This window comes from Nocardia sp. NPDC127606 (assembly GCF_042671725.1).
Taxonomy (GTDB): domain Bacteria; phylum Actinomycetota; class Actinomycetes; order Mycobacteriales; family Mycobacteriaceae; genus Nocardia.
Map to the genome: position 1 here is coordinate 179,983 of NZ_JBHXWQ010000005.1, position 19,512 is coordinate 199,494.

Genomic DNA, 19,512 nt, shown 5'->3' on the forward strand with positions numbered 1-19,512 from the left:
ACTAGTTGTGTGCGCACGCACGCAAGTGGTTAGGGTGGGGTGGTGCCGAACGAACAGTCGTCCCGTCGTCCCGCGGTAGCCGCGTGGGCCGCGCTGCTGCAGGTGCACGCCGCCCTCGTTCCCGAGCTCGACGCCGAACTGCGCAAAGCCGCCGGACTCCCACTGACCTGGTACGACGTCCTGCTCGAACTGGACGCCGCCGGTCCGATGCGGATGAGCGACCTCGGCGAGAAGGTCGTCCTCAGTCGCACCAGGGTGAGTCGCCTTGTCGCGGAACTGGAGTCGAACGGCCTCCTGCGTCGCGAGGACAACCCCGACGACGGCCGGTCCGCGATCGTCGCCATCACCGAACTCGGCAGGCAGCGGTTCCGTGAGGCCGCGCCGCACTACCTCGACGGCATCGAACGCCGGCTCGGCGCCCACGCGGACCCCGCCGAACTCGAGGCCATGGCCGCCACCTTGCGCAAAGTGCTCGGCGCTACCGATCTGGCCTCGCCGCGTCCGCGTCGCCGGTGACCGGCGGCCGGTCGGGAGTACATCTCACCTATGTGGGGGACGGGTGGGTGAACTCCTCGAAACAGAGTTAGGCTCGGTGACGTGACTTCCCACTACGATGTCGTCGTTCTCGGCGCTGGTCCCGGCGGATATGTCGCCGCGATCCGTGCCGCTCAACTCGGCCTGCGAACAGCGATTGTCGAGCAGAAATACTGGGGTGGCGTGTGCCTGAACGTGGGCTGCATCCCGTCCAAGGCACTGCTGCGCAACGCCGAGCTGGCCCATATCTTCCAGAAGGAAGCCAAGACCTTCGGCATCTCCGGTGAGGTCAGCTTCGACTTCGGTGCCGCCTTCGATCGCAGCCGCAAGGTGGCCGACGGTCGGGTCAAGGGCGTGCACTTCCTGATGAAGAAGAACAAGATCGACGAGTTCGACGGCCTCGGTACCTTCACCGGCCCGAACTCGATCGACGTCGCCCTCACCAAGGGTGGCGCCGAGACGCTCACGTTCGACAACGTCATCATCGCCACCGGCACCACCACCAAGCTGCTGCCGGGCACCCAGCTCTCCGAGAACGTGGTCACCTACGAGGAGCAGATCCTCACCCGCGACCTACCCGGCTCGATCCTGATCGTCGGCGCGGGCGCGATCGGCATGGAGTTCGCCTACGTCCTCAAGAACTACGGCGTCGACGTGCGGATCGTGGAGTTCCTCGACCGCGCGCTGCCCAACGAGGACGCCGACGTCTCCAAAGAGATCACCAAGCAGTACAAGAAGCTCGGTATCACCATCTCCACCGGTGCGGCCGTGCAGTCGATCGACGACGACGGCTCCAAGGTCACCGTCCAGATCAAGGACAACAAGTCCGGCGCGATCGAGACCGTCACGGTCGACAAGGTGCTGCAGGCTGTCGGCTTCGCACCGCGGGTGGAGGGCTACGGCCTGGAGACCACCGGTGTCGCACTCACCGAGCGTGGCGCCATCGAGATCGACGACTACATGCGCACCAACGTGGCGCACATCTACGCGATCGGTGACGTCACCGCCAAGCTGCAGCTCGCCCACGTGGCGGAGGCGCAGGGCGTGGTCGCCGCCGAGACCATCGGCGGCGCCGAGACGATGACCCTCGGTGACTACCGGATGATGCCGCGCGCCACCTTCTGTCAGCCGCAGGTCGCCAGCTTCGGTCTCACCGAGCAGCAGGCCCGCGACGAGGGCTACGACGTGAAGGTCGCGAACTTCCCGTTCCAGGCCAACGGCAAGGCACACGGCCTCGGCGACCCGACCGGCTTCGTGAAGCTGATCGCCGACGGCACGCACGGCGAGCTCCTCGGCGGCCACCTGATCGGCCCCGACGTGTCCGAGCTGCTGCCGGAACTCACCCTCGCCCAGAAGTGGGACCTCACCGTCAACGAGGTGGCCCGCAATGTGCACACCCACCCGACGCTGAGCGAAGCGGTGCAGGAAGCGATTCACGGCCTCGCGGGGCACATGATCAACTTCTGACTTATCAGTCGACAGGGTCGGGTGCGCGAATCGCGCGCTCGGCCCTTTTGGTTTCTATTTGGTCTTTTTCTAAGCGTTGATTTGGTGAATCGAAGCCTGTAACCGATGATCTCTGTAGCTCTTTCGTTCGCTTGTTAGTCGCAACACCTGATCTTGTGAGTACATGGGTAACTCGCCGGGCACGCCCACAAGCTGACTACATCGTGACCGCCAGCCCGGCACCGCGCTGTCGTCGTACCTAACGACCGGCAAAAGGCGCGGAGAGGCGGACAGAGAGGCAACGACTCGATGAGCAAGAGCATTCTCGGTTGGACAGCACGGATCGCGGCAACAGCCGCAGTCGCTGTGGCCGGACTCGGCACGGTGACACCGGCCGTCGCTGAACCTCTTTTCCCCGGTGGCCCGGACGTTCCCGGTGTTCCCGCCATCGTTCCCACCGCATCGCCGTGCCCGGTCGTCGAAGCCAGGGCGTGCATGCGGTTGTCGACGAACGAGGCGTGGCTGGTCGACAACGGCCGGGTGATCTTCGGACCCACGCCGATCTCGCACGGCATGGCCGGATTCGAAACGCCGCCCGCGGTGACCAAGATTTCCTTCAAGCGGGAATTCCACTGGAGCACGATGCACAATGCGCCGATGCGCTGGGCCACGTTCTTCAACGGCGACATGGCATTCCACGTGGGACCGGTCGATTCGAAATCGCACGGCTGTGTGCGCATGACCGAAGACGGCGCCCACCGTTTCTTCGACTACCTGAACCCGGGCGACATCACCCAGGTCATCGCGTAGGTACCCGGACAACTCACCGGGCTGATCCGGCCCGGTGAGTTACCGTCTGTCCATGCGTCGGTGGTTGGTGGGCGGGATTGTCGGCGTCGTCGTGGTTTCGGCGGTGCTGGCTGGTCTGTATGTGTTGATGAATTCGCGGTCCTATCAGGTGGCGGGGCGGCTGGTCGATCGGGTCGAGACCGACGAGAAGGTCGTCGCGTTGACCTTCGACGACGGACCCACCGCGCGGACGCCGGACGTGTTGCGGACGCTGGCGGAATTACAAGTCCCCGCGACCTTCTACCTGGTCGGCGAGGACCTGGCCGCGCATCCCGAATACGGTGCGGCGATCGTGGGCGCGGGCCACGAGATCGGGAATCACTCCTATTCGCACCGGCGCATGGTGCTGGTTTCCGGCGATACCGTGCGCGCGGAGATCGAGCGGACCGACACCGAGATCCGTCGCGCCGGGTATCCGGGGCCGATCAGTTTCCGTCCGCCGTACGGCAAGAAACTGTGGACGCTGCCGCACTACCTCGCCGACCACGATCGCACCTCGGTGACCTGGGATGTGGAGCCCGATTCCGCGGGTGGCGCGTCACGGGAGGCCATCGTCGGCGACGCTCTCTCCGAAACCCGACCGGGATCGATCATCTTGCTGCATGTCATGTACGGCCCGGAGTCTCTTGCCGCGGTGCCGGAGATCGTGCGCGGATTGCGCGCGCAGGGCTACCGATTCGTCACTGTCTCGGAGCTGCTCGCGCGCTGAGCTGATGCTTGGTCGATGCCGCCTGCGCGGTGGTAGGTGTCCTGCGCCGCGCGGACGGTGTCCATATTGGACTCCACGACGACGATCAGCGACTCCAGCTGGGTCGCGACCGTCGTGCCCAGTTCCGTGAGTGTGTATTCGACGCGGGGCGGGATCGCTTCGAGCACCTCGCGATGGACCATGCCGTCGCGTTCCAGCGCCTGCAGGGTTTGCGAGAGCATGCGCTCGCTCACGCCGTCGACCCGGCGGCGCAGGGCGCTGAATCGGACGGGACCGTCGCGCAGCGCGACCAGGGCGAGCACACCCCACCGTCCGGTGATGTTCTGCAAGACGGGGCGGGAACCGCAATTGCGCGCGAAGACGTCGGCTTCCAGCGTGGGGTCGTGGTCCGCGGGGGTCGTCTCGGGCATGGATCCATCTTACCCACTTGACGCAAGTGCCCACTGAAGGCATAGTGCTTACTAATAGTTAGTGCTTATATCAATGGAGGCAGCAATGACCGTGGCAGTGACAGCAGCAGGCGGAAAGCTCGGCCGGTTGGTCGTGGAGGCCCTGCTCGCCGCAGGGGAGCGGCCGGTCGCGATCGTGCGCGATCCGAACAAGGTGGCCGACCTCGCCGCGCGCGGTGCGGAAGTACGGCAGGCGTCCTACGACGATCCGGCGGCCCTCGACGCCGCCCTGGCCGGTGTGGACCGGGTGCTGCTGATCTCGGGCACCGAGTTCGGCAAGCGAGTAGCCCAGCACACCAATGTCCTTCGCGCCGCCGAGCGCGCCGGGGTCGCACTGCTGGCCTACACCAGCATTCCGCGCGCCGACAGCAATCCGATGCTGCTGGCCGCCGAGCATCGCGGCACCGAAGAGGTGCTGGCGAGCGCCGCCGTGCCGACGGTGCTGCTGCGCAACAGCTGGTACTGGGAGAACTACGCCGGCGCCGTCGCGAACGCGGCCCGGTCCGGCGTCCTCCACGGCGCGATGGCCCGGGGCCGTGTCTCCGGCGCCGCACGCGCCGATTACGCCGAGGCGGCCGCGCGCGTGCTGACCGGCGAGGGGCATGAGGGCCGCGTCTACGAACTGGGCGGTGACGAGGCGCTGACCGGCGCTGACCTGGCGGCCGCGGTCGCCGAGGCGAAGGGCTCCCCGGTCTCTTACGCGGACCTCTCCAAGGATGATTACGCGGCCGCCCTGCGCGCAGCGGGTCTCGAGGAGCAGTACGCCGCCGTCCTCGCCGACGCCGATGCCGGCATCGGAGCGGGCCTGCTGGAGGTGACCACCGGCGATCTGACCAAGCTCCTCGGCCGCCCCGCAACCCCCGCGGCCACGGTCTTCGCGCGGTAGGCGCCACCGTCGTGACGGCAGCACATGGGTAACTCACCGGGCACGGGCTAACCTGACCAGATGAGCGACCTCCGCCCGCCAACGTCACTTAGCCCCGCGCCGCGGTCTGGCTCGAATACCCGGAGAGGCGGAACGGCGCACTCCTGGTTGAGTGGGCTGTTGTTCTTCATGGGCACCCTGCACTTCCTCGCGCCGAAGCCGTTCGACAAGATCGTGCCGCCGCAGCTGCCCGGCAACCCGCGGACGTACACGTACGCGTCCGGGGTTGCCGAGCTGGGCGTGGCGACCGCGCTGGCCGTGCCGCGCACCCGTCGGCTGGGTGGCTGGCTGGCCGCGGCGCTGTTCGTCGGTGTCTTCCCGGCCAATATCCAGATGACGGCGGACGTCGTCGGTAATCCGAAGGCGCCCAAGGCTTTCAAGGCAGGCGTGCTGGCGCGGCTGCCGTTGCAGATCCCGATGATCGTGGCCGCGCTGCGCGTCGCCCGCCGCTGATCACACCCATTGCACGAGCTGGATGACGATCCCGTTGGGGTCGGTCATCTGGAAGTACCGCTCGCCCCATTCCTCGGTTTCGATGGGCGTCTCGATCGGGACGCCCTCGGCCCGCAAGCGGTCGTATTCGCGGTCGATGTCGTCGACGACGAACACCACCAGCAGGCCCTCGCCCGCGCTGCCCGCGATGCGGGCGGGCTTGAACGAGCCGAGGCCGGTACGCAGGTAGATCACGTCCATGCCCGCGTCGGCCCGCGTCACATTGACGAACCCGTCGGCGGCCATCTTCTCGGCGAAGCCGAGGTGGTCGATCAGGAACTGGGCCGAGGCCTGGGGGTCGGCGACATTGAGCGAGAGGGCGGAAGCGCTGATCTGCATGGGTTCTCCTCGGTGGCGATGAACTCCGTACGTTGTACGCCTTTACTGTGGGAGATTCTGCGGCGTCTCGCTATATGACCTGGGTCACACAATCAGAACGTGTCGCGCTCGATCCGCAAGGTCGTGATGGTCGACGCCAGACCCTCGTACTGGTTGATCAGCAGCACGATCTCGATCAGCGTCCGCTCGTCGTAGTGCTCGGCCAGCGCGTTCCACGCCGCGTCGTCCACATTCCGGGTGGTCACCAGCAGATCGACGACATCGAGCAGCGCCCGCTGTCGAGGACTCCAGCCCTCGGCCTCGGGACCTGCGGCAACCCGCTCGATCTCGACGGCCGACAGCCCGGCCTTGCGGCCCAGTCGACGATGATGGTCGGCCTCGTAGTCGCATTCGCGCAGCTGAGCGACGCGCAGGATCACCAGCTCGGCCTCGGCACGCGGCAACCTGCCACCCGGCATGAGCTTGCCGGAGAAATGCAGCCAGCCGCGAAAGAGCCCGCCCGTGCGACCGAGGGTGCTGAACAGATGCGCGTCCTCGGTGCCCGCCGCGCGGGAAAGTACTTGCCAGACAACCCAGTTGATCGGCCCGAGTTCACCGAACCGTCCCGGCGAAACGCGTGGTAGGGGCGCTGAATCCATCTCTGGTCCACCTGTCTTCTCGAACATCGTCGGCCAGGATCGGAGCGTACTCGCCGGTATCGGCTCCAGGGGCCACTCCTGTATTCGTGCCGGTTTTCTTTGGTTTCCAGTGGTTTTCGGAACCGTTGCGCGTCATGATCGGTGGGTACCGCAGCGCGCAGCGGCGGTGTGAAGTCGCAGCACTGGTAGGGGAACATCGAACATGCTGGTTCGGATCAGACCGGGTGCCGAGCTCACCGGCGCCGAGCACGAGCTCGTGGACTGCCTGCGCACCTATCCGAGTACGGGGCTCGCGCTGGTCGACTGCCGGGTGGGTGACCGGCGGCTCGGCGCGGTGATCGTGACGCCGCGCGGGATCACGGTGCTCGAGGTGAAGGGTTTCCGGCGGCGGCAGAGCGGTCTGCTCACCGCCGCCGCCGACGGCACCTGGATGATCAGCGACAGTCCGCTGGATTTAGCAGCCGACGCGTCGAACGGTCTCACCGACCGGGTCGAACACGGGGTGCACGCGGTGCGGGTCGCGCTGGAGCAGGCCTTGCAGGACAGCAGACATGTGTCCGGCGCGGTGGTGCTCGTGCCGTATCGGGGCGTGGTGGTGCGGCCGGCGCGCACCGCGCTGCGGCCGGGTCTCGACGTGCTGGTCGCGAACAGCGTCGACGCGCATGAGCTACGGGTATACCTGGAAGGGTTCTCGGCGGGGCCGCGCGAATGGACGGTCGAGCGTGTGCTCAACACCTGCACGGCGCTCGGTGTGGTCGAGGTGCCATCGCGTGCCGAGCTGGCCGAGGAGGGCTTCGGCACCCGTCGACCCGCGCCGACTCCGGTGGCGCCGCCGGTGCGCACATTCAGCGAGCCTGCCCCGCCGCCGGATCCGTCGCGCCGGGGAAAGCTCGCCGGCATCGGACTGTTCGCCGCCGCGCTGCTCGGCATCTTCGTCGTCTTCGTGGTGGTCGGCGTGGCGCTGATCCAGGACTCGCCGCATCCGCGCCCGATGTCGGATACCTCGCAGACTTCGACGACCCGTGCGCCCACTCCGGCGACTCCGCGCAAGACCGAGTGCTGGCCGTTCCAGCCGGAATGCTGATCAATCCCGCACGGCACGACCGAGTTTGGTGAAGGCGATCGCCTGCTCGGCGCGCACCCGGACGTGCGCGCGGGAGGAATCGATGTGGGCGGTGAGGGTGTGCAGGGCCTGCTCGTCGTCACCGGCGAGCACCTGTTCGGCGATGGTGATGTGGTCGGCGGTCATGGCCGCCACCCGCTCGGCGGTCGGCACATCCATCGTGCGCACCGGGCGAACCCGCAGGTAGACGGCGGACAGTGCCTCGGCGAGGGCGGAATTGCCCGCCGCCCTGAGCAGTTCGGTGTGGAACTGCTCGTCGGCGGCGACCAGGTCGGGTCCGGGTTCCGGTGGGGTGTCGCGGTATTCGAGCCAGCGGGCCAGCTCGGCGCGCACGGTGGGTAGGTCGTGTTCGGTCGGGATGTGGACCTGTACGGAACCACCGGCGGCGATGCGCTGAAAACCACGGGATTCCAGCACGATTCGTAGTTCGTAGAGCTCGTCGAGTTCGTTCAGGCGTGGCCGGTACAGGTAGAGACCGTCGGGATGGCGCTGCACGAGCCCGTCGGCCTCGAGCCGGGCCAGCGCCTCGCGCACCGGGGTACGCGAGACGCCGTAGCGCTGGGCCAGCCGTTCGGCGCGCAGCCGTTCGGTCGGCGCCAGTTCCCCGGTGGCGAGGTCGTGGCGGAGTTCGTCGTAGACGCGGGCGGCCAGCGGCACCCGCCGCGGGCCGCCCGCGGGACGCGCGTCCTCGCCCGATCCCCTCCCGGCCATGTGCGCCGCTGCGATCAGATCGCCATCGCCGCGCGGACCGCGGATTCCGCGCCTGCCCCGCCTGCCCCGGTCGAGCCGAGATGCCCCGAGTGCAGCACGTAGTACTGCTGCGCGGCCTGCAGTGCGAAGCCGATGTGCTGCTCCACCAGCAGCACGCTCAAACCGCCGCGCTGCGTCAATTCGATGATGGTGCGCTCGATTTCGGCGACCACCGACGGCTGGATGCCCTCGGTCGGCTCGTCGAGGATGAGCAGCTTCGGTTCGGTGATCAGTGCCCGCGCGATGGCCAGCTGCTGACGTTGCCCGCCCGAGAGCAGGCCGGCCTTGCGGGTGAGCAGGTCCTTCAGTGCGGGGAACAGATCGAGGGATTCGTCGATCAGCGCCTTGCCGCGCTTGCGCCCGTCCGCGACCACCTGGAGGTTCTCGGCGGTGGTCAGCTGCCCGAAGCTCTGCTGGCCCTGCGGCACATAGCCGATTCCGCGCTTGACCCGTTGCGAGGGTGAGAGTTTGGTGATCTTCTCGCCGTCGAAGGTGATGGTCCCCGACTTGGTGGGCAGCAGCCCCACCGCGGCGCGCAGCAGCGTGGTCTTGCCCGCGCCGTTGTGGCCCATGATCGCGACGACGCTGTCGTCGGGCACGGTCATGCTGACGCCGTGGATGACCTCGGTGCGCCCGTATCCGGAACGGATGTCGTGTAGCTCAAGCATCGGCCGACTCCTTGTCTGTCGCAACCAGAGTCGCGGTGCCGAGATAGACCTCTTGCACCTTCGGATCGGCCTGCACCTGTTCGACGCTGCCCTCGCTGAGCACCTTGCCGCCCGCGAGCACGGTGACCGAGGTGGCGAAGGACCGCATGAAGTCCATGTCGTGCTCGACGACGATCACCACGCGATCACTGCCGATGCGGCGCAGCAGGTTTCCGGTCTCCTCGCGCTCCTCGGCGCTCATGCCCGCGACGGGCTCGTCGAGCAGCAGCACCGACGCGTTCTGCACCAGCAGCATGCCGATCTCGAGCCACTGCTTCTGCCCGTGCGCGAGCACCCCGGCGGGCTTGTCCCGCAGGTCGGTGAGACCCGTTGTCTCCAAAGCCTCTTCGATACTCGGCAGCACCGACTTGCGCATGCGTAGCAGCGACAGTGCCGAACGCCCGGCGCCCGCCGCGATATCCAGGTTCTGCAACACGGTGAGCTGCTCGAACACACTGGCCGTCTGGAAGGTGCGCCCGATGCCGAGGCGCGCGATCTGATGCACCTTCTTGCCGAGCAGTTCGACGCCCGACTTCTGCGCCGAACCGGTGGCCGGGACCAGGCCGGTGATGGCGTCGATGAGCGTGGTCTTACCCGCGCCGTTCGGGCCGATCAGGAACCGCAGGTCACCCTGCAGCACCGTGAGATCGACCTCGGTGACGGCCTTGAAGCCATCGAAACTGACGGTGAGACCACGGATTTCGAGGTAGTCGCTGTCCATGCCCGCGTTGCCGCCGGCTTTGGGTTCGAGTGTCATCGCGCTTGCACCTTCTCCTCGGTGACGACGGCGGCGGCGGGTTCTTCCGGCGCGGGTGGCAGCTTCTTACGGCTGTCGAGCCAGCCCTTGAACATCGGCCACAGTCCGGCCAGCCCGGCGGGGATGAAGCCGACGACCACGATGAACAGGATGCCCTGCATATAGGTCCAGCCCGACGGGAACTGCTCCGACAGCGAGGTCTGCGCCCAGGCGACACCGATCGCGCCGAGAATCGGCCCGAGCAGCGTGGTGCGGCCACCGATGGCGACACCGATCAGGAAGGCGATCGACGGGATGACGCCGATGTCGGCGGGGGAGATGATGCCGACGATCGGGGTGAACAACGCACCCGCGATCCCGGCGAGGAACGCGGCCACGACGTACGCGACGATCTTGATGTTGGCCGGGTCGTAGCCTAGGAAGCGCACCCGCTCCTCCGCGTCACGCACCGCGACGAGCAGTTCGCCGTAGCGGCTGCGGTTGAGCTGACGGATCAGGGCCACCACCACGAGCAGGGTGCCCGCGGCGATGAAGAACAGCATCTGCCGGTTGGCCGGGTCCGAGAGCCGGAATCCGAAGAAGGAGCGGAAGTCCGACAGCCCGGTGAAGCCGCCGATGGCCTGCTGACCGGTGAGCAGGATCGCCAGCGCCGCGGCCAGCGCCTGACTCAGGATGGCGAAGTAGGCGCCGCGCACCCGGCGCTTGAACACGCCGTAACCGAGCACGGCGGCGACCAGCGCGGGCAGCACCAGGATGCCGAGGATGGCGACCGGCGCGGAGCTGAACGGCTGCCAGAAACCGGGGAGTTCGCTGATCCCGGAGATCTCCATGAACTCCGGGACATCGTTGCCGAGGCGGGCGGCGTCGGCGAGCTGCATGTGCATGGCCATGATGTAGGCGCCGATGCCGAAGAAAACGCCCTGGCCGAGGGTGAGCATTCCGCCACGGCCCCAGGCCAATCCGATGCCCGCCGCCACGATGGCGAAGCAGAGGAACTTGGCGAGCAGGTTCAAGCGGAAGTCGCTCAGAACCGCTGGCGCGACAGCGAACAGCAGGATCGCGGCAACGCCGAAACCGAGTAGTGGGGTGAGCCGCGGGTATTCGCGGAGACGTTCGGTGAGTGCGGTCATGCCAGGCTCCTCGTCCGCACGGTGAACAGGCCCTGCGGACGGACCTGCAGGAAGATGACGATCAGCACGAACACGATCACCTTCGCGATGGACGCGGTGGTGGAGTATTCGATGAACGAGTTGAGCAGGCCGAGCGCGAACGCCGCGATCACCGTGCCCTTGATCTGGCCGAGGCCACCGATCACGACCACCAGGAACGCGTCGATCAGATAGCTCTGGCCGATGGTGGGACTCGTCGAACCGATCAGGGTGAGCGCCACACCGGCGACACCGGCCAGTCCGGAGCCGATGAAGAACGTGCTGATATCGGTGAATCTGCTGGAGATGCCGCTGGTTTCGGCGAGTCCGCGGTTCTGCACGACGGCGCGAATCCGTCGCCCCATGGGGGTGGTCTTGAGCACGGCGGCCAGGGTGGTCACCGCGACGATCGCGAGCACGAGGATGAAGATGCGGGTCTTCGGTACGACCGCGCCCGCGATAGTGATACCGCCACTGAGCCATTCGGGCACCAGCACGTTCTTGGCGGGCGCGCCGAAGATGTCACGCGCGGCCTGCTGGAGCACGAGTCCGACACCGAAGGTGACGAGCAGGGTGTCCAGCGGTCGGTCGTACATGTAGCGGATCAGCCCCATCTCCAGGGCGGCGCCGAGCAGGCCGCCGATGAGGAAGCCCATCAGCAGGGAAACGACCAGCGAAACTCCGGCCGACGAGAAGACTTGCTGCACTACATAAGTGGTGTAGCAACCGGCCATGATGAATTCGCCGTGCGCCATATTGATGACGCCCATCTGACCGAATGTCAGGGAAAGGCCGAGCGCGGCGAGCAGAAGAATGGATCCCAGACTCAGCCCGGTGAAGAGCTGACTGATCAGCACGTCCATTGCAGTGGACTCCTTGGAGATGGGGCGATGTGGGACGCGCGCACTGCGCGTCCCACATCTGTCGGGCTGTTTACTTGAGGCCCTTGGCCCATTCGTAGGACTTCAGGTACGGGTCCGGGGTGATGGCCTTGCCGGAATCCCAGACGGTGTAGATCAGGCCGTCGGGGCGGATCTCACCGATCCGGGCGGTTTTGGTGATGTGGTGGTTGGAGCCGTCGATGGTGACGGTGCCTTCGGGCGCGTCGAAGCTCACGCCGTCGGCCGCGGCCTGAATGTCGGCCACCGCGAACGACTTCGCCTTCTCGACGGTGTTCTTCCACAGGTAGACCGAGGCGTACGCGGCTTCCATCGGGTCCGAGGTGGGCTTGTCGGCGCCGAAGGCGGCCTTGTAGTCGGCGACGAACTTCTTGTTCGCCGGGGAGTCGACGGTCTGGTAGTAGTTCCAGGCGGTCAGCTGGCCCGCGATGTTCTGCGCGCCGATGCCCGCGACCTCTTCCTCGGCGATCGACACCGAAACCACCGGCATCTCAGCGGCTTTCAGGCCGGCGTTGGTGTACTCGCGGAAGAAGGCGACGTTGGAGTCGCCGTTGAGGGTGTTGAACACCGCGCCCGCCTTGGCGGCACGCACCTTGTTGACGATGGTGGAGAAGTCGGTGGACCCGAGCGGGGTGTAGTCCTCGCCCTTGATCTCGATGCCGTTGGCCGCGGCGTAGGCCTTGATCTCGCGGTTGGCGGTCTGCGGGAAGACGTAGTCGGAGCCGACCAGGTAGAGGGACTTGATGCCCTTCTGCTTCAGGTAGTCCAGCGCGGGGATGATCTGCTGGTTGGTGGTGGCGCCGGTGTAGAAGATGTTCTTGGAATCTTCCAGGCCCTCGTACTGCACGGGGTAGTAGAGCAGCGAGTTCAGGCTCTCGAACTTGGGCTTCATGGCCTTGCGGCTCGAGGAGGTCCAGCCGCCGAATACCGAAGCGACACAGTCGGAGCTGATCAGCTTCTCCGCCTTCTCGGCGAAGGTCTTGGGGTCGGAGGCGCCGTCTTCGAGGACGATCTCGATCTTCTTGCCGAGCACACCGCCCGCCGCGTTGATCTGGTCGATCGCCAGCTTGGTCGAATTGGCCACGGTGACTTCGGAAATGGCCATCGTGCCCGACAGCGAGTGCAGCGAGCCCACCTTGATGGTGTCCTTGCTGGTGTCGACGCAGGAGGCGGCGGTCGAGCCGGTCGACGCGTCGTCGCGCGCACCACAGCCGGTGAGCAGCAGGCCGGCGACGGCCACCGCGGCAGGCACGACAAGTGCCTTGACCAAACGGGATTCAGACATGGGGCGGTTCTCCTCATCAGGTGTAACGGCGGCGCCACACGCGCCACAACGAATACCGCCGCTGTCTGCCCCGGAGACTGGATGTACACCGAGTTGTATACAGAAGCTGTATTCGTGATTCGAGACAGTAGAGGGAACTTGTTGCACCCGAATGTCTCTCGGTCACGTGCCCGTTTCGTCTGTTTCGTCCGTGTGAATTGTTCGCCGTGGGGCTGTCTGAGGATCGGCTTGCCTACGGTTGCGTAGGGGTGTGGCGATGCGGCACGCTCGATTCGAACGACGTCGAGCAGCCGAGCCACACGGCAATCGGGCCGTGTGCGGTCAGTCGAGGAGGGCCCGATGGGGCACTACAAGGCGAACGTGCGTGACATCGAGTTCAATCTGTTCGAGGTCCTGAACCTGGACAAGGTTCTGGACACCGGCGCCTACGGCGACCTGGACTCCGATACGGTGCGCCAGCTCCTCGACGAGGTGAAACACCTGGCCGAGGGGCCGATCGCGGACTCGTTCGCCGAGGCCGACCGGCACCCGGTGGTGTTCCACCCCGATACCCACGACATCACCGTGCCCGATCCGCTGCGCAAGACGGTGGACCTGGTGCACGAAGCGGGCTGGTATCGCCTCGCCATGCCGGCGGGTATGGACGGCACCGCCGCCCCGAACGCGCTGATGTGGGCGATCAACGAGCTCATCATCTGTGCCAATCCGGCGGCCAGCTTCTTCAACATGGGCCCGATGATGGGCTCGGTGCTCTACGAGATCGGCAACGACGAACAGAAGCGCTGGGCGCGGGGCGGGTTCGAGCGCGGGTGGCAGGCGACCATGGTGCTCACCGAACCGGATGCCGGATCCGATGTCGGCGCCGGTCGCGCCAGGGCTGTGCCGCAGCCCGACGGGTCATGGCACATCGACGGGGTGAAACGGTTCATTTCCGGCGGTGACGTGGGTGATACGGCCGAGAACATCTTCCACCTGGTGCTCGCCCGGCCGGAGGGCGCCGGCCCCGGCACCAAGGGGCTTTCGCTGTTCTACGTGCCGAAGTTCCTCTTCGATCCCGAGACGCTGGAACCGGGCGACCGCAACGGTGTGTACGTGACCGGGGTCGAGCACAAGATGGGGATCAAGTCCTCGCCGACCTGTGAAGTGACCTTCGGCGGCACCGCGGTGCCCGCCAAGGGCTGGCTGGTCGGCGACGTGCACAACGGCATCGCACAGATGTTCAAGGTGATCGAGAACGCGCGGATGACGGTCGGTGTGAAGTCGTCCGGGACGTTGTCGACCGGGTATCTGAACGCGCTCGAGTACGCCAAGACGCGGGTGCAGGGCGCGGATCTGACGCAGGTCGCCGACAAGGCGGCGCCGCGCGTCACCATCACCCAGCACCCTGATGTGCGCCGGTCGCTGGCCATGCAGAAGGCCTACGCGGAAGGGCTGCGAGCGGTGTATCTGTATACCGCCGCGCATCAGAACGCGGATGTGGCGCAGCTGGTATCCGGTGCCGATCCGGAGACCGCGCACCGCGTGAACGATCTGCTGCTGCCGATCGTCAAGGGCGTGGGATCCGAGCGCGCGTACCAGTTGCTCGCCGAGTCGCTGCAGACTTTCGGCGGCTCCGGCTATCTGCAGGACTATCCGATCGAGCAGTACATCCGTGACGCCAAGATCGACTCGCTCTACGAGGGCACCACGGCGATCCAGGCCCAGGACTTCTTCTTCCGCAAGATCATTCGCGATCGTGGTGTCGCCCTATCCCACGTGAACGCGCAGATCGGCGTCTACCTGGACAATGACACCGGCCGTTTCGCCACCGAGCGCGCCCTGCTGCGCACCGCCCAGGCCGACGTCGGCGCGATGGCCGCCACCCTCACCGGCTATGCCATGGCGGGCCGCACCGAGCCCACCGAGCTCTACAAGGTGGGCCTCGGCTCGGTTCGCTTCCTGATGTCGGTCGGCGATCTCCTCATCGCCTGGCGCCTGCTGGTCCAGGCCGACATCGCCGCCGCCGCCTTGGCCTCCGACGCCGCACCGCGGGACCGCCCCTACTACCAGGGCAAAGTCGCCGCGGCGAGTTTCTTCGCCAAGAATGTCCTCCCCGAACTCACCGCTACCAAGAACATCCTCGCCGCCATCGACAACGACATCATGGCCGTCCCGGAGGAAGCCTTCTGAGCGGCTATTTGATGAGGTACGGGGAGACCGAGCTGCGGTGTTCGCTGATGTCGAGGGCCTTGCCCAGCGGCGGGAAGGCGCGCTGAGGGCAGTTGGAGCGCACGCACACTCGGCAGCCCGCGCCGATGGGGGTGGCGTTGGCTTCGCCGAGGTCGATGCCGTCGGCGTAGACGACGCGACCCGCGTGGCGCAGTTCGCAGCCGAGGCCGATCGCGAAGGTCTTGCCGGGTTGGCCGTAGCGGGTGGCGCGGCGTTCCACGGTGCGCGCGATCCAGAGATATTTGCGGCCGTCGGGCATCTGGGCGATCTGGGTCATGATCTTGCCGGGGTAGGCGAAGGTCTCGTAGACGTTCCAGAGCGGGCAGGTGCCGCCGCTGGCCGAGAAGTGGAAACCCGTGGCGGACTGGCGTTTCGACATATTGCCTGCGCGGTCGACGCGCACGAAAGAGAAGGGGACCCCGCGCAGAGTCGGTCGTTGCAGGGTCGAGAGGCGGTGGCAGATGGTTTCGAAACTCTGCGAGAAGAACGCCGACAGGCGCTCGATGTCGTAGCGGAAGTTCTCGGCTACTTCGTGAAAGTGCGTGTACGGCAGGACCATCGCGGCCGCGAAGTAGTTCGCCAGTCCGAGCATCGCGAGTTTGTGTGAGGCGTCGGAGGCGAAATTGCCTTCGTCGACCAGCTTTTCGAGCAGTGGTCCACATTCGAGGTAGGCCAGTTCGGCCGCGAGCTTGAAGGTGCGCTGTCCGCCGGACAGGTGCGGGGAGATTTCCAGCTGTTTGGTCTCGGGGTCGAAGTGGTGCAGCACGCCCTCGCCGAGGTCGATGCGCTCGCTGATCCGCACGCCGTGCGCGCGCAGCAGACGCACGATCTCGGTGCTCACCTCGCCACCGTGGAACCGGATGCGCGCGGTGAGATCCTCTGCGGCGGTATCCAATTCGTGGATGTAGTTCTGGCGCTGATAGAAGTAGTCGCGTACTTCCTCGTGCGGCTTGCTGATCGCGGCGCTGCCGGAACCGTCGGCGAACCGGTCCTCGGTGGCGGCGGCCAGCTGCGCGCTGGTGTTGCGGTAGCGGTTGTGCATGGCCACCAGGGCGCGCGCCATCGACGGATGCGCGGAGACCATGTCGGCGATCTGCTGGGTGTCGGCCTCGATGCCGAGCTCGGCGTCCATCACCACTTCGGACAGCTCGGCGATGAGCCGGGTGTCGTCCTGGGCGGAGAAGAAGGTGGGGTCGACGCCGAAGACCTCGTTGATGCGCGTCAGCACCGGCACGGTGAGCGGTCGCACGTCGTGTTCGATCTGGTTCAGATAGCTGGCCGAGATCTCCAGTTTCTGCGCGAGCGCCACCTGGCTCAGCCCACGTTCGGTACGCAGCTGGCGCAGCCGCGCTCCGACATAGGTCTTGGCCATATGTCCAGTTTAGGGGCGGTTTCGCAGGCTTGCCAATGGATTCTTAACAACCGGGCTCGAGCTCTGTGTCACACCCTCGCGATACTGTCGTGAGGTGCTGTTCAGCGATGTCGTCACGGCCTCCGCGGCCGTGCGGGCGACCCGGTCGCGCAAGGCGAAAACCGCCGCGCTGGCCGAGCTCTTCGGTGCCGCGGGCCCGTCCGAGATCGGGACCGTGGTGGCGTGGTTGTCCGGCGAGCTGGTGCAGGCCCGGATCGGGGCCGGGTGGCGCACGGTGGCCGGACTCGAGACACCGCCGAGCAGCGAGGCGAGCCTCACCGTCGGCGCGGTGGACGATATCTTCTCCCAGCTCACCGGGCTGAACGGCAAGGGCTCGACCAACCGGCGCCGCGAATTGCTGACCGCGCTCTTCACCGCCGCGACCGAGGAGGAACAGTCCTTCCTGGTCCGCCTGCTCACCGGCGAACTCCGGCAGGGCGCGCTCACCGCGATCGTGATCGAGGCGCTCGCACAGTCCACCGGCATCCCCGTCGACGTGGTGCGCCGAGCCCATATGCTCTCGGGCCGGCTCCCCGCCACCGCGATCGCCGCGCTCGCCGGGGGCGAGCAAGCCCTGGCCGCGTTCCGCCTCGAAGTAGGACGTCCGGTAGCGCCGATGCTCGCCTCACCCGGCGGTTCGCTGGACGAGGTTCTCGCCGAGCTGGGCTCCGACATCAGTGTCGAACACAAGCTCGACGGCGCCCGCATCCAGGTGCACCGCGACGGCGACCGGGTCTGGGTCTTCACCAGAACCCTGCGCGACATCACCTCGGGTGTCCCCGAACTCGTCGACCTGGTCAAGACTCTCGACTGCGCCACCGTGGTCCTGGACGGCGAAACCCTCGCCCTGACCGACGCGGGCCGCCCACGCCCGTTCCAGGAAACGATGAGCAGGTTCGCCACCATCGGCGATCCACGCCGGTTGCACCCGTACTTCTTCGACTGCCTGCATCTCGACGGCACCGACCTCATCGACGAACCTCTGCGCGTCCGCCGCACTGCCTTGGAACAGGTTGCGGGCGAACACAGCATCCCCGCGCTGATCGCACCCACCCCGGAGGCTGCCGCCGACTGCTACGACGACGCGCTCGCGGTCGGCAACGAAGGCGTGATGGTCAAGGCGCTCGATGCCCCGTACGCCGCGGGCCGCCGCGGCAAGGCCTGGCAGAAGATCAAACCCGCGCACACCCTCGACCTACTGGTGATCGGCGCCGAATGGGGCTACGGACGCCGCACCGGTTTCCTGTCCAACCTGCATCTGGCGGCCCGCGATCCGGAGACCGGTGAGCCGGTGATGGTCGGCAAGACGTTCAAGGGCCTCACCGACGAATTGCTGCGCTGGCAGACCGAGGAATTCCCGCGCCACGAAACCCACCGCGACGGCCAGGCCGTGTACCTGCGCTCCGAACTCGTCGTCGAGATCGCGCTCGACGGCGTCCAGACCAGTGCCCGATATCCGGGCGGAGTCGCGCTGCGCTTCGCCAGGGTGGTGCGGTACCGGCCGGACAAGGAACCGGGGGATGCCGACACCATCGAGGCCGTGCGCGCGCTCGGCGTGGCCTCCGGCTGAGCTCAGCCGCTGGTCGTGCGACTTACCCGCAACAGTTTGGCAATCCGGCGGCGGCATACGACACACTGTTCCGGTGAGCGCCGAACTAATGGTCCTGTTGATCGTCATCGTCACCGCTCTCGCATTCGACTTCACCAACGGATTCCACGACACGGCCAACGCCATGGCGACCTCGATCGCCACCGGTGCGCTGAAGCCGAAGACGGCAGTCGCCCTCTCGGGCGTGCTGAACCTGATCGGTGCGTTTCTGTCGGTGTCGGTGGCGGCGACGGTGGCCAAGGGAATCGTGCAACTCGACGACGTGGGCGGGCAGGACCTGCTGGTCATCGTGTTCGCCGGTTTGGTCGGCGGCATCCTGTGGAACCTGTTGACCTGGCTGCTCGGCCTGCCGTCCAGTTCCTCGCACGCCCTGTTCGGCGGCCTGATCGGTTCGACGATCGCCGCGCTCGGCTGGAACGGTGTGATCTGGGCATCGGGGTCGGACGGCGTGCTGATCAAGATCGTGCTGCCCGCGCTGCTCGCGCCGGTGATCGCGGCCATCGTGGCGGCGATCGGCACGTTCCTGGTGTACCGGATCACCCACGGCGTCGACCGGGAGAAGACCGAAGAGGGCTTCCGCTGGGGCCAGATCGGCTCGGCCTCCCTGGTCTCGCTGGCGCACGGCACCAACGACGCGCAGAAGACGATGGGCATCATCTTCCTCGCGCTGGTCGCCTACGGCACGCTGGACAAAGACGACCACATGCCGCTGTGGGTGATGGCGGCCTGCGCCGTCGCGATCGCCCTGGGCACCTATCTCGGCGGCTGGCGGATCATCAGGACCCTCGGCAAGGGCCTGGTCGAGATCGAGTCGCCGCAGGGCCTGGCCGCCGAGTCGACCTCGGCGGCGATCATTCTCACCTCGGCGCACTTCGGCCTGCCGCTGTCGACCACGCAGACCGCGACCGGCGCGATCCTCGGCACCGGCATCGGCAAGGGCGCCGAGGTGCGCTGGCGGGTGATGGGCCGGATGGCCGTCGCTTGGGGGCTGACCCTGCCGATGGCGGGCATCGTCGGCGCGATCTGCTGGGCGATCGCGAACGTCATCGGTGGACTCCCCGGCGTGCTCGTGGTGTTCGGCCTCCTGATCGCCGGTGCGCTCGGAATCTATCTCCGGTCGCGCCGGGACCCGGTCGGCACTCACAATGTGAACGAATGGCCCGATGGCCATCAGCCACCCACCTCGGCACAGGCGCCGATCGACCAGAACCATGCCGGGTAGAGGGGAGCGATC

General features: G+C 66.8%; 20 protein-coding genes. 10 read left to right on the forward strand and 10 right to left on the reverse strand.

Going from position 1 to position 19,512, the window contains the following annotated elements; translation table 11 throughout:
• The first annotated feature begins 42 nt into the window (after positions 1–42).
• The 4 genes from ACFVJ5_RS23115 (at position 43) to ACFVJ5_RS23130 (ending at position 3,538) form a co-directional block, all read left to right on the forward strand.
• The gene (locus ACFVJ5_RS23115; RefSeq protein WP_379222973.1) at positions 43–516 is read left to right on the forward strand and encodes a MarR family winged helix-turn-helix transcriptional regulator; all 474 of its coding nucleotides are present in this window, start codon (positions 43–45) and stop codon (positions 514–516) included.
• 81 nt (positions 517–597) lie between these two features.
• Positions 598–2,001 carry a dihydrolipoyl dehydrogenase gene (gene lpdA, locus ACFVJ5_RS23120; protein WP_379222975.1) on the forward strand — a complete coding sequence of 468 codons (1,404 nt, stop codon included), beginning with the start codon at positions 598–600 and terminating at the stop codon, positions 1,999–2,001.
• Between the two features lie 288 nt (positions 2,002–2,289).
• Positions 2,290–2,790 (forward strand): L,D-transpeptidase, encoded by a 501-nt coding sequence (locus tag ACFVJ5_RS23125; protein WP_379222977.1) that lies wholly within the window; start codon positions 2,290–2,292, stop codon positions 2,788–2,790.
• Between the two features lie 52 nt (positions 2,791–2,842).
• Entirely contained in the window at positions 2,843–3,538 is a 696-nt protein-coding gene (locus ACFVJ5_RS23130; protein WP_379222979.1) for a polysaccharide deacetylase family protein, read from the forward strand.
• Here ACFVJ5_RS23130 and ACFVJ5_RS23135 read toward each other — a convergent pair.
• Positions 3,499–3,948 carry a winged helix-turn-helix transcriptional regulator gene (locus ACFVJ5_RS23135; protein ID WP_379222981.1) on the reverse strand — a complete coding sequence of 150 codons (450 nt, stop codon included), beginning with the start codon at positions 3,946–3,948 and terminating at the stop codon, positions 3,499–3,501. The two genes, ACFVJ5_RS23130 and ACFVJ5_RS23135, sit on opposite strands and share 40 nt — an antisense overlap.
• A gap of 85 nt (positions 3,949–4,033) precedes the next feature.
• On the opposite strand from ACFVJ5_RS23135, the gene ACFVJ5_RS23140 reads away from it, so the two are divergent.
• Entirely contained in the window at positions 4,034–4,873 is an 840-nt protein-coding gene (locus tag ACFVJ5_RS23140; RefSeq protein ID WP_379222983.1) for an NmrA family NAD(P)-binding protein, read from the forward strand.
• A 168-nt stretch (positions 4,874–5,041) separates the two neighbouring features.
• Positions 5,042–5,365, forward strand: coding sequence for a hypothetical protein (locus tag ACFVJ5_RS23145; RefSeq protein ID WP_379223387.1), 324 nt, complete (start codon positions 5,042–5,044; stop codon positions 5,363–5,365).
• On the opposite strand, the gene ACFVJ5_RS23150 is transcribed toward ACFVJ5_RS23145, so the two are convergent.
• Positions 5,366–5,743 (reverse strand): VOC family protein, encoded by a 378-nt coding sequence (locus ACFVJ5_RS23150; RefSeq protein WP_379222985.1) that lies wholly within the window; start codon positions 5,741–5,743, stop codon positions 5,366–5,368. It lies immediately after the preceding gene.
• Between the two features lie 92 nt (positions 5,744–5,835).
• Positions 5,836–6,381, reverse strand: a complete 546-nt coding sequence (locus ACFVJ5_RS23155; RefSeq protein ID WP_379222986.1) for a carboxymuconolactone decarboxylase family protein — start codon at positions 6,379–6,381, stop codon at positions 5,836–5,838.
• Between the two features lie 202 nt (positions 6,382–6,583).
• On the opposite strand from ACFVJ5_RS23155, the gene ACFVJ5_RS23160 reads away from it, so the two are divergent.
• Positions 6,584–7,465, forward strand: a complete 882-nt coding sequence (locus tag ACFVJ5_RS23160) for an NERD domain-containing protein (protein ID WP_379222988.1) — start codon at positions 6,584–6,586, stop codon at positions 7,463–7,465.
• Here ACFVJ5_RS23160 and ACFVJ5_RS23165 read toward each other — a convergent pair whose 3' ends face one another.
• The 6 genes from ACFVJ5_RS23165 to urtA form a co-directional block, all read right to left on the reverse strand.
• Positions 7,466–8,215 carry a GntR family transcriptional regulator gene (locus ACFVJ5_RS23165; protein ID WP_379222990.1) on the reverse strand — a complete coding sequence of 250 codons (750 nt, stop codon included), beginning with the start codon at positions 8,213–8,215 and terminating at the stop codon, positions 7,466–7,468.
• A gap of 14 nt (positions 8,216–8,229) precedes the next feature.
• The gene (urtE, locus tag ACFVJ5_RS23170; protein WP_056814706.1) at positions 8,230–8,922 is read right to left on the reverse strand and encodes an urea ABC transporter ATP-binding subunit UrtE; all 693 of its coding nucleotides are present in this window, start codon (positions 8,920–8,922) and stop codon (positions 8,230–8,232) included.
• Positions 8,915–9,718 carry an urea ABC transporter ATP-binding protein UrtD gene (urtD, locus tag ACFVJ5_RS23175; RefSeq protein WP_379222992.1) on the reverse strand — a complete coding sequence of 268 codons (804 nt, stop codon included), beginning with the start codon at positions 9,716–9,718 and terminating at the stop codon, positions 8,915–8,917. The genes urtE and urtD overlap by 8 nt, the downstream gene beginning before the upstream one ends.
• Positions 9,715–10,848 carry an urea ABC transporter permease subunit UrtC gene (gene urtC / locus ACFVJ5_RS23180; RefSeq protein ID WP_379222994.1) on the reverse strand — a complete coding sequence of 378 codons (1,134 nt, stop codon included), beginning with the start codon at positions 10,846–10,848 and terminating at the stop codon, positions 9,715–9,717. Before urtC ends, urtD begins: the two co-directional genes overlap by 4 nt.
• Complete coding sequence (gene urtB / locus ACFVJ5_RS23185) at positions 10,845–11,729, reverse strand: urea ABC transporter permease subunit UrtB (RefSeq protein ID WP_266293973.1); 885 nt, start codon at positions 11,727–11,729, stop codon at positions 10,845–10,847. The genes urtC and urtB overlap by 4 nt, the downstream gene beginning before the upstream one ends.
• Positions 11,730–11,799: 70 nt before the next feature.
• On the reverse strand, positions 11,800–13,050 hold the full coding sequence (gene urtA / locus ACFVJ5_RS23190; protein ID WP_056814694.1) for an urea ABC transporter substrate-binding protein: 1,251 nt from the start codon (positions 13,048–13,050) through the stop codon (positions 11,800–11,802).
• A gap of 339 nt (positions 13,051–13,389) precedes the next feature.
• Here urtA and ACFVJ5_RS23195 point away from each other — a divergent pair, with 339 nt between their 5' ends.
• Positions 13,390–15,219, forward strand: coding sequence for an acyl-CoA dehydrogenase (locus tag ACFVJ5_RS23195; protein WP_379222996.1), 1,830 nt, complete (start codon positions 13,390–13,392; stop codon positions 15,217–15,219).
• 4 nt (positions 15,220–15,223) lie between these two features.
• Here ACFVJ5_RS23195 and ramB read toward each other — a convergent pair whose 3' ends face one another.
• Positions 15,224–16,630 carry an acetate metabolism transcriptional regulator RamB gene (gene ramB / locus ACFVJ5_RS23200; protein ID WP_056814684.1) on the reverse strand — a complete coding sequence of 469 codons (1,407 nt, stop codon included), beginning with the start codon at positions 16,628–16,630 and terminating at the stop codon, positions 15,224–15,226.
• A gap of 94 nt (positions 16,631–16,724) precedes the next feature.
• Between ramB and ACFVJ5_RS23205 the strand changes: the two genes are divergently transcribed.
• Positions 16,725–18,239, forward strand: coding sequence for an ATP-dependent DNA ligase (locus ACFVJ5_RS23205; RefSeq protein ID WP_379222998.1), 1,515 nt, complete (start codon positions 16,725–16,727; stop codon positions 18,237–18,239).
• 73 nt (positions 18,240–18,312) lie between these two features.
• Positions 18,313–19,500, forward strand: coding sequence for an anion permease (locus ACFVJ5_RS23210; RefSeq protein WP_379223000.1), 1,188 nt, complete (start codon positions 18,313–18,315; stop codon positions 19,498–19,500).
• The last annotated feature ends 12 nt before the right edge of the window (positions 19,501–19,512 follow it).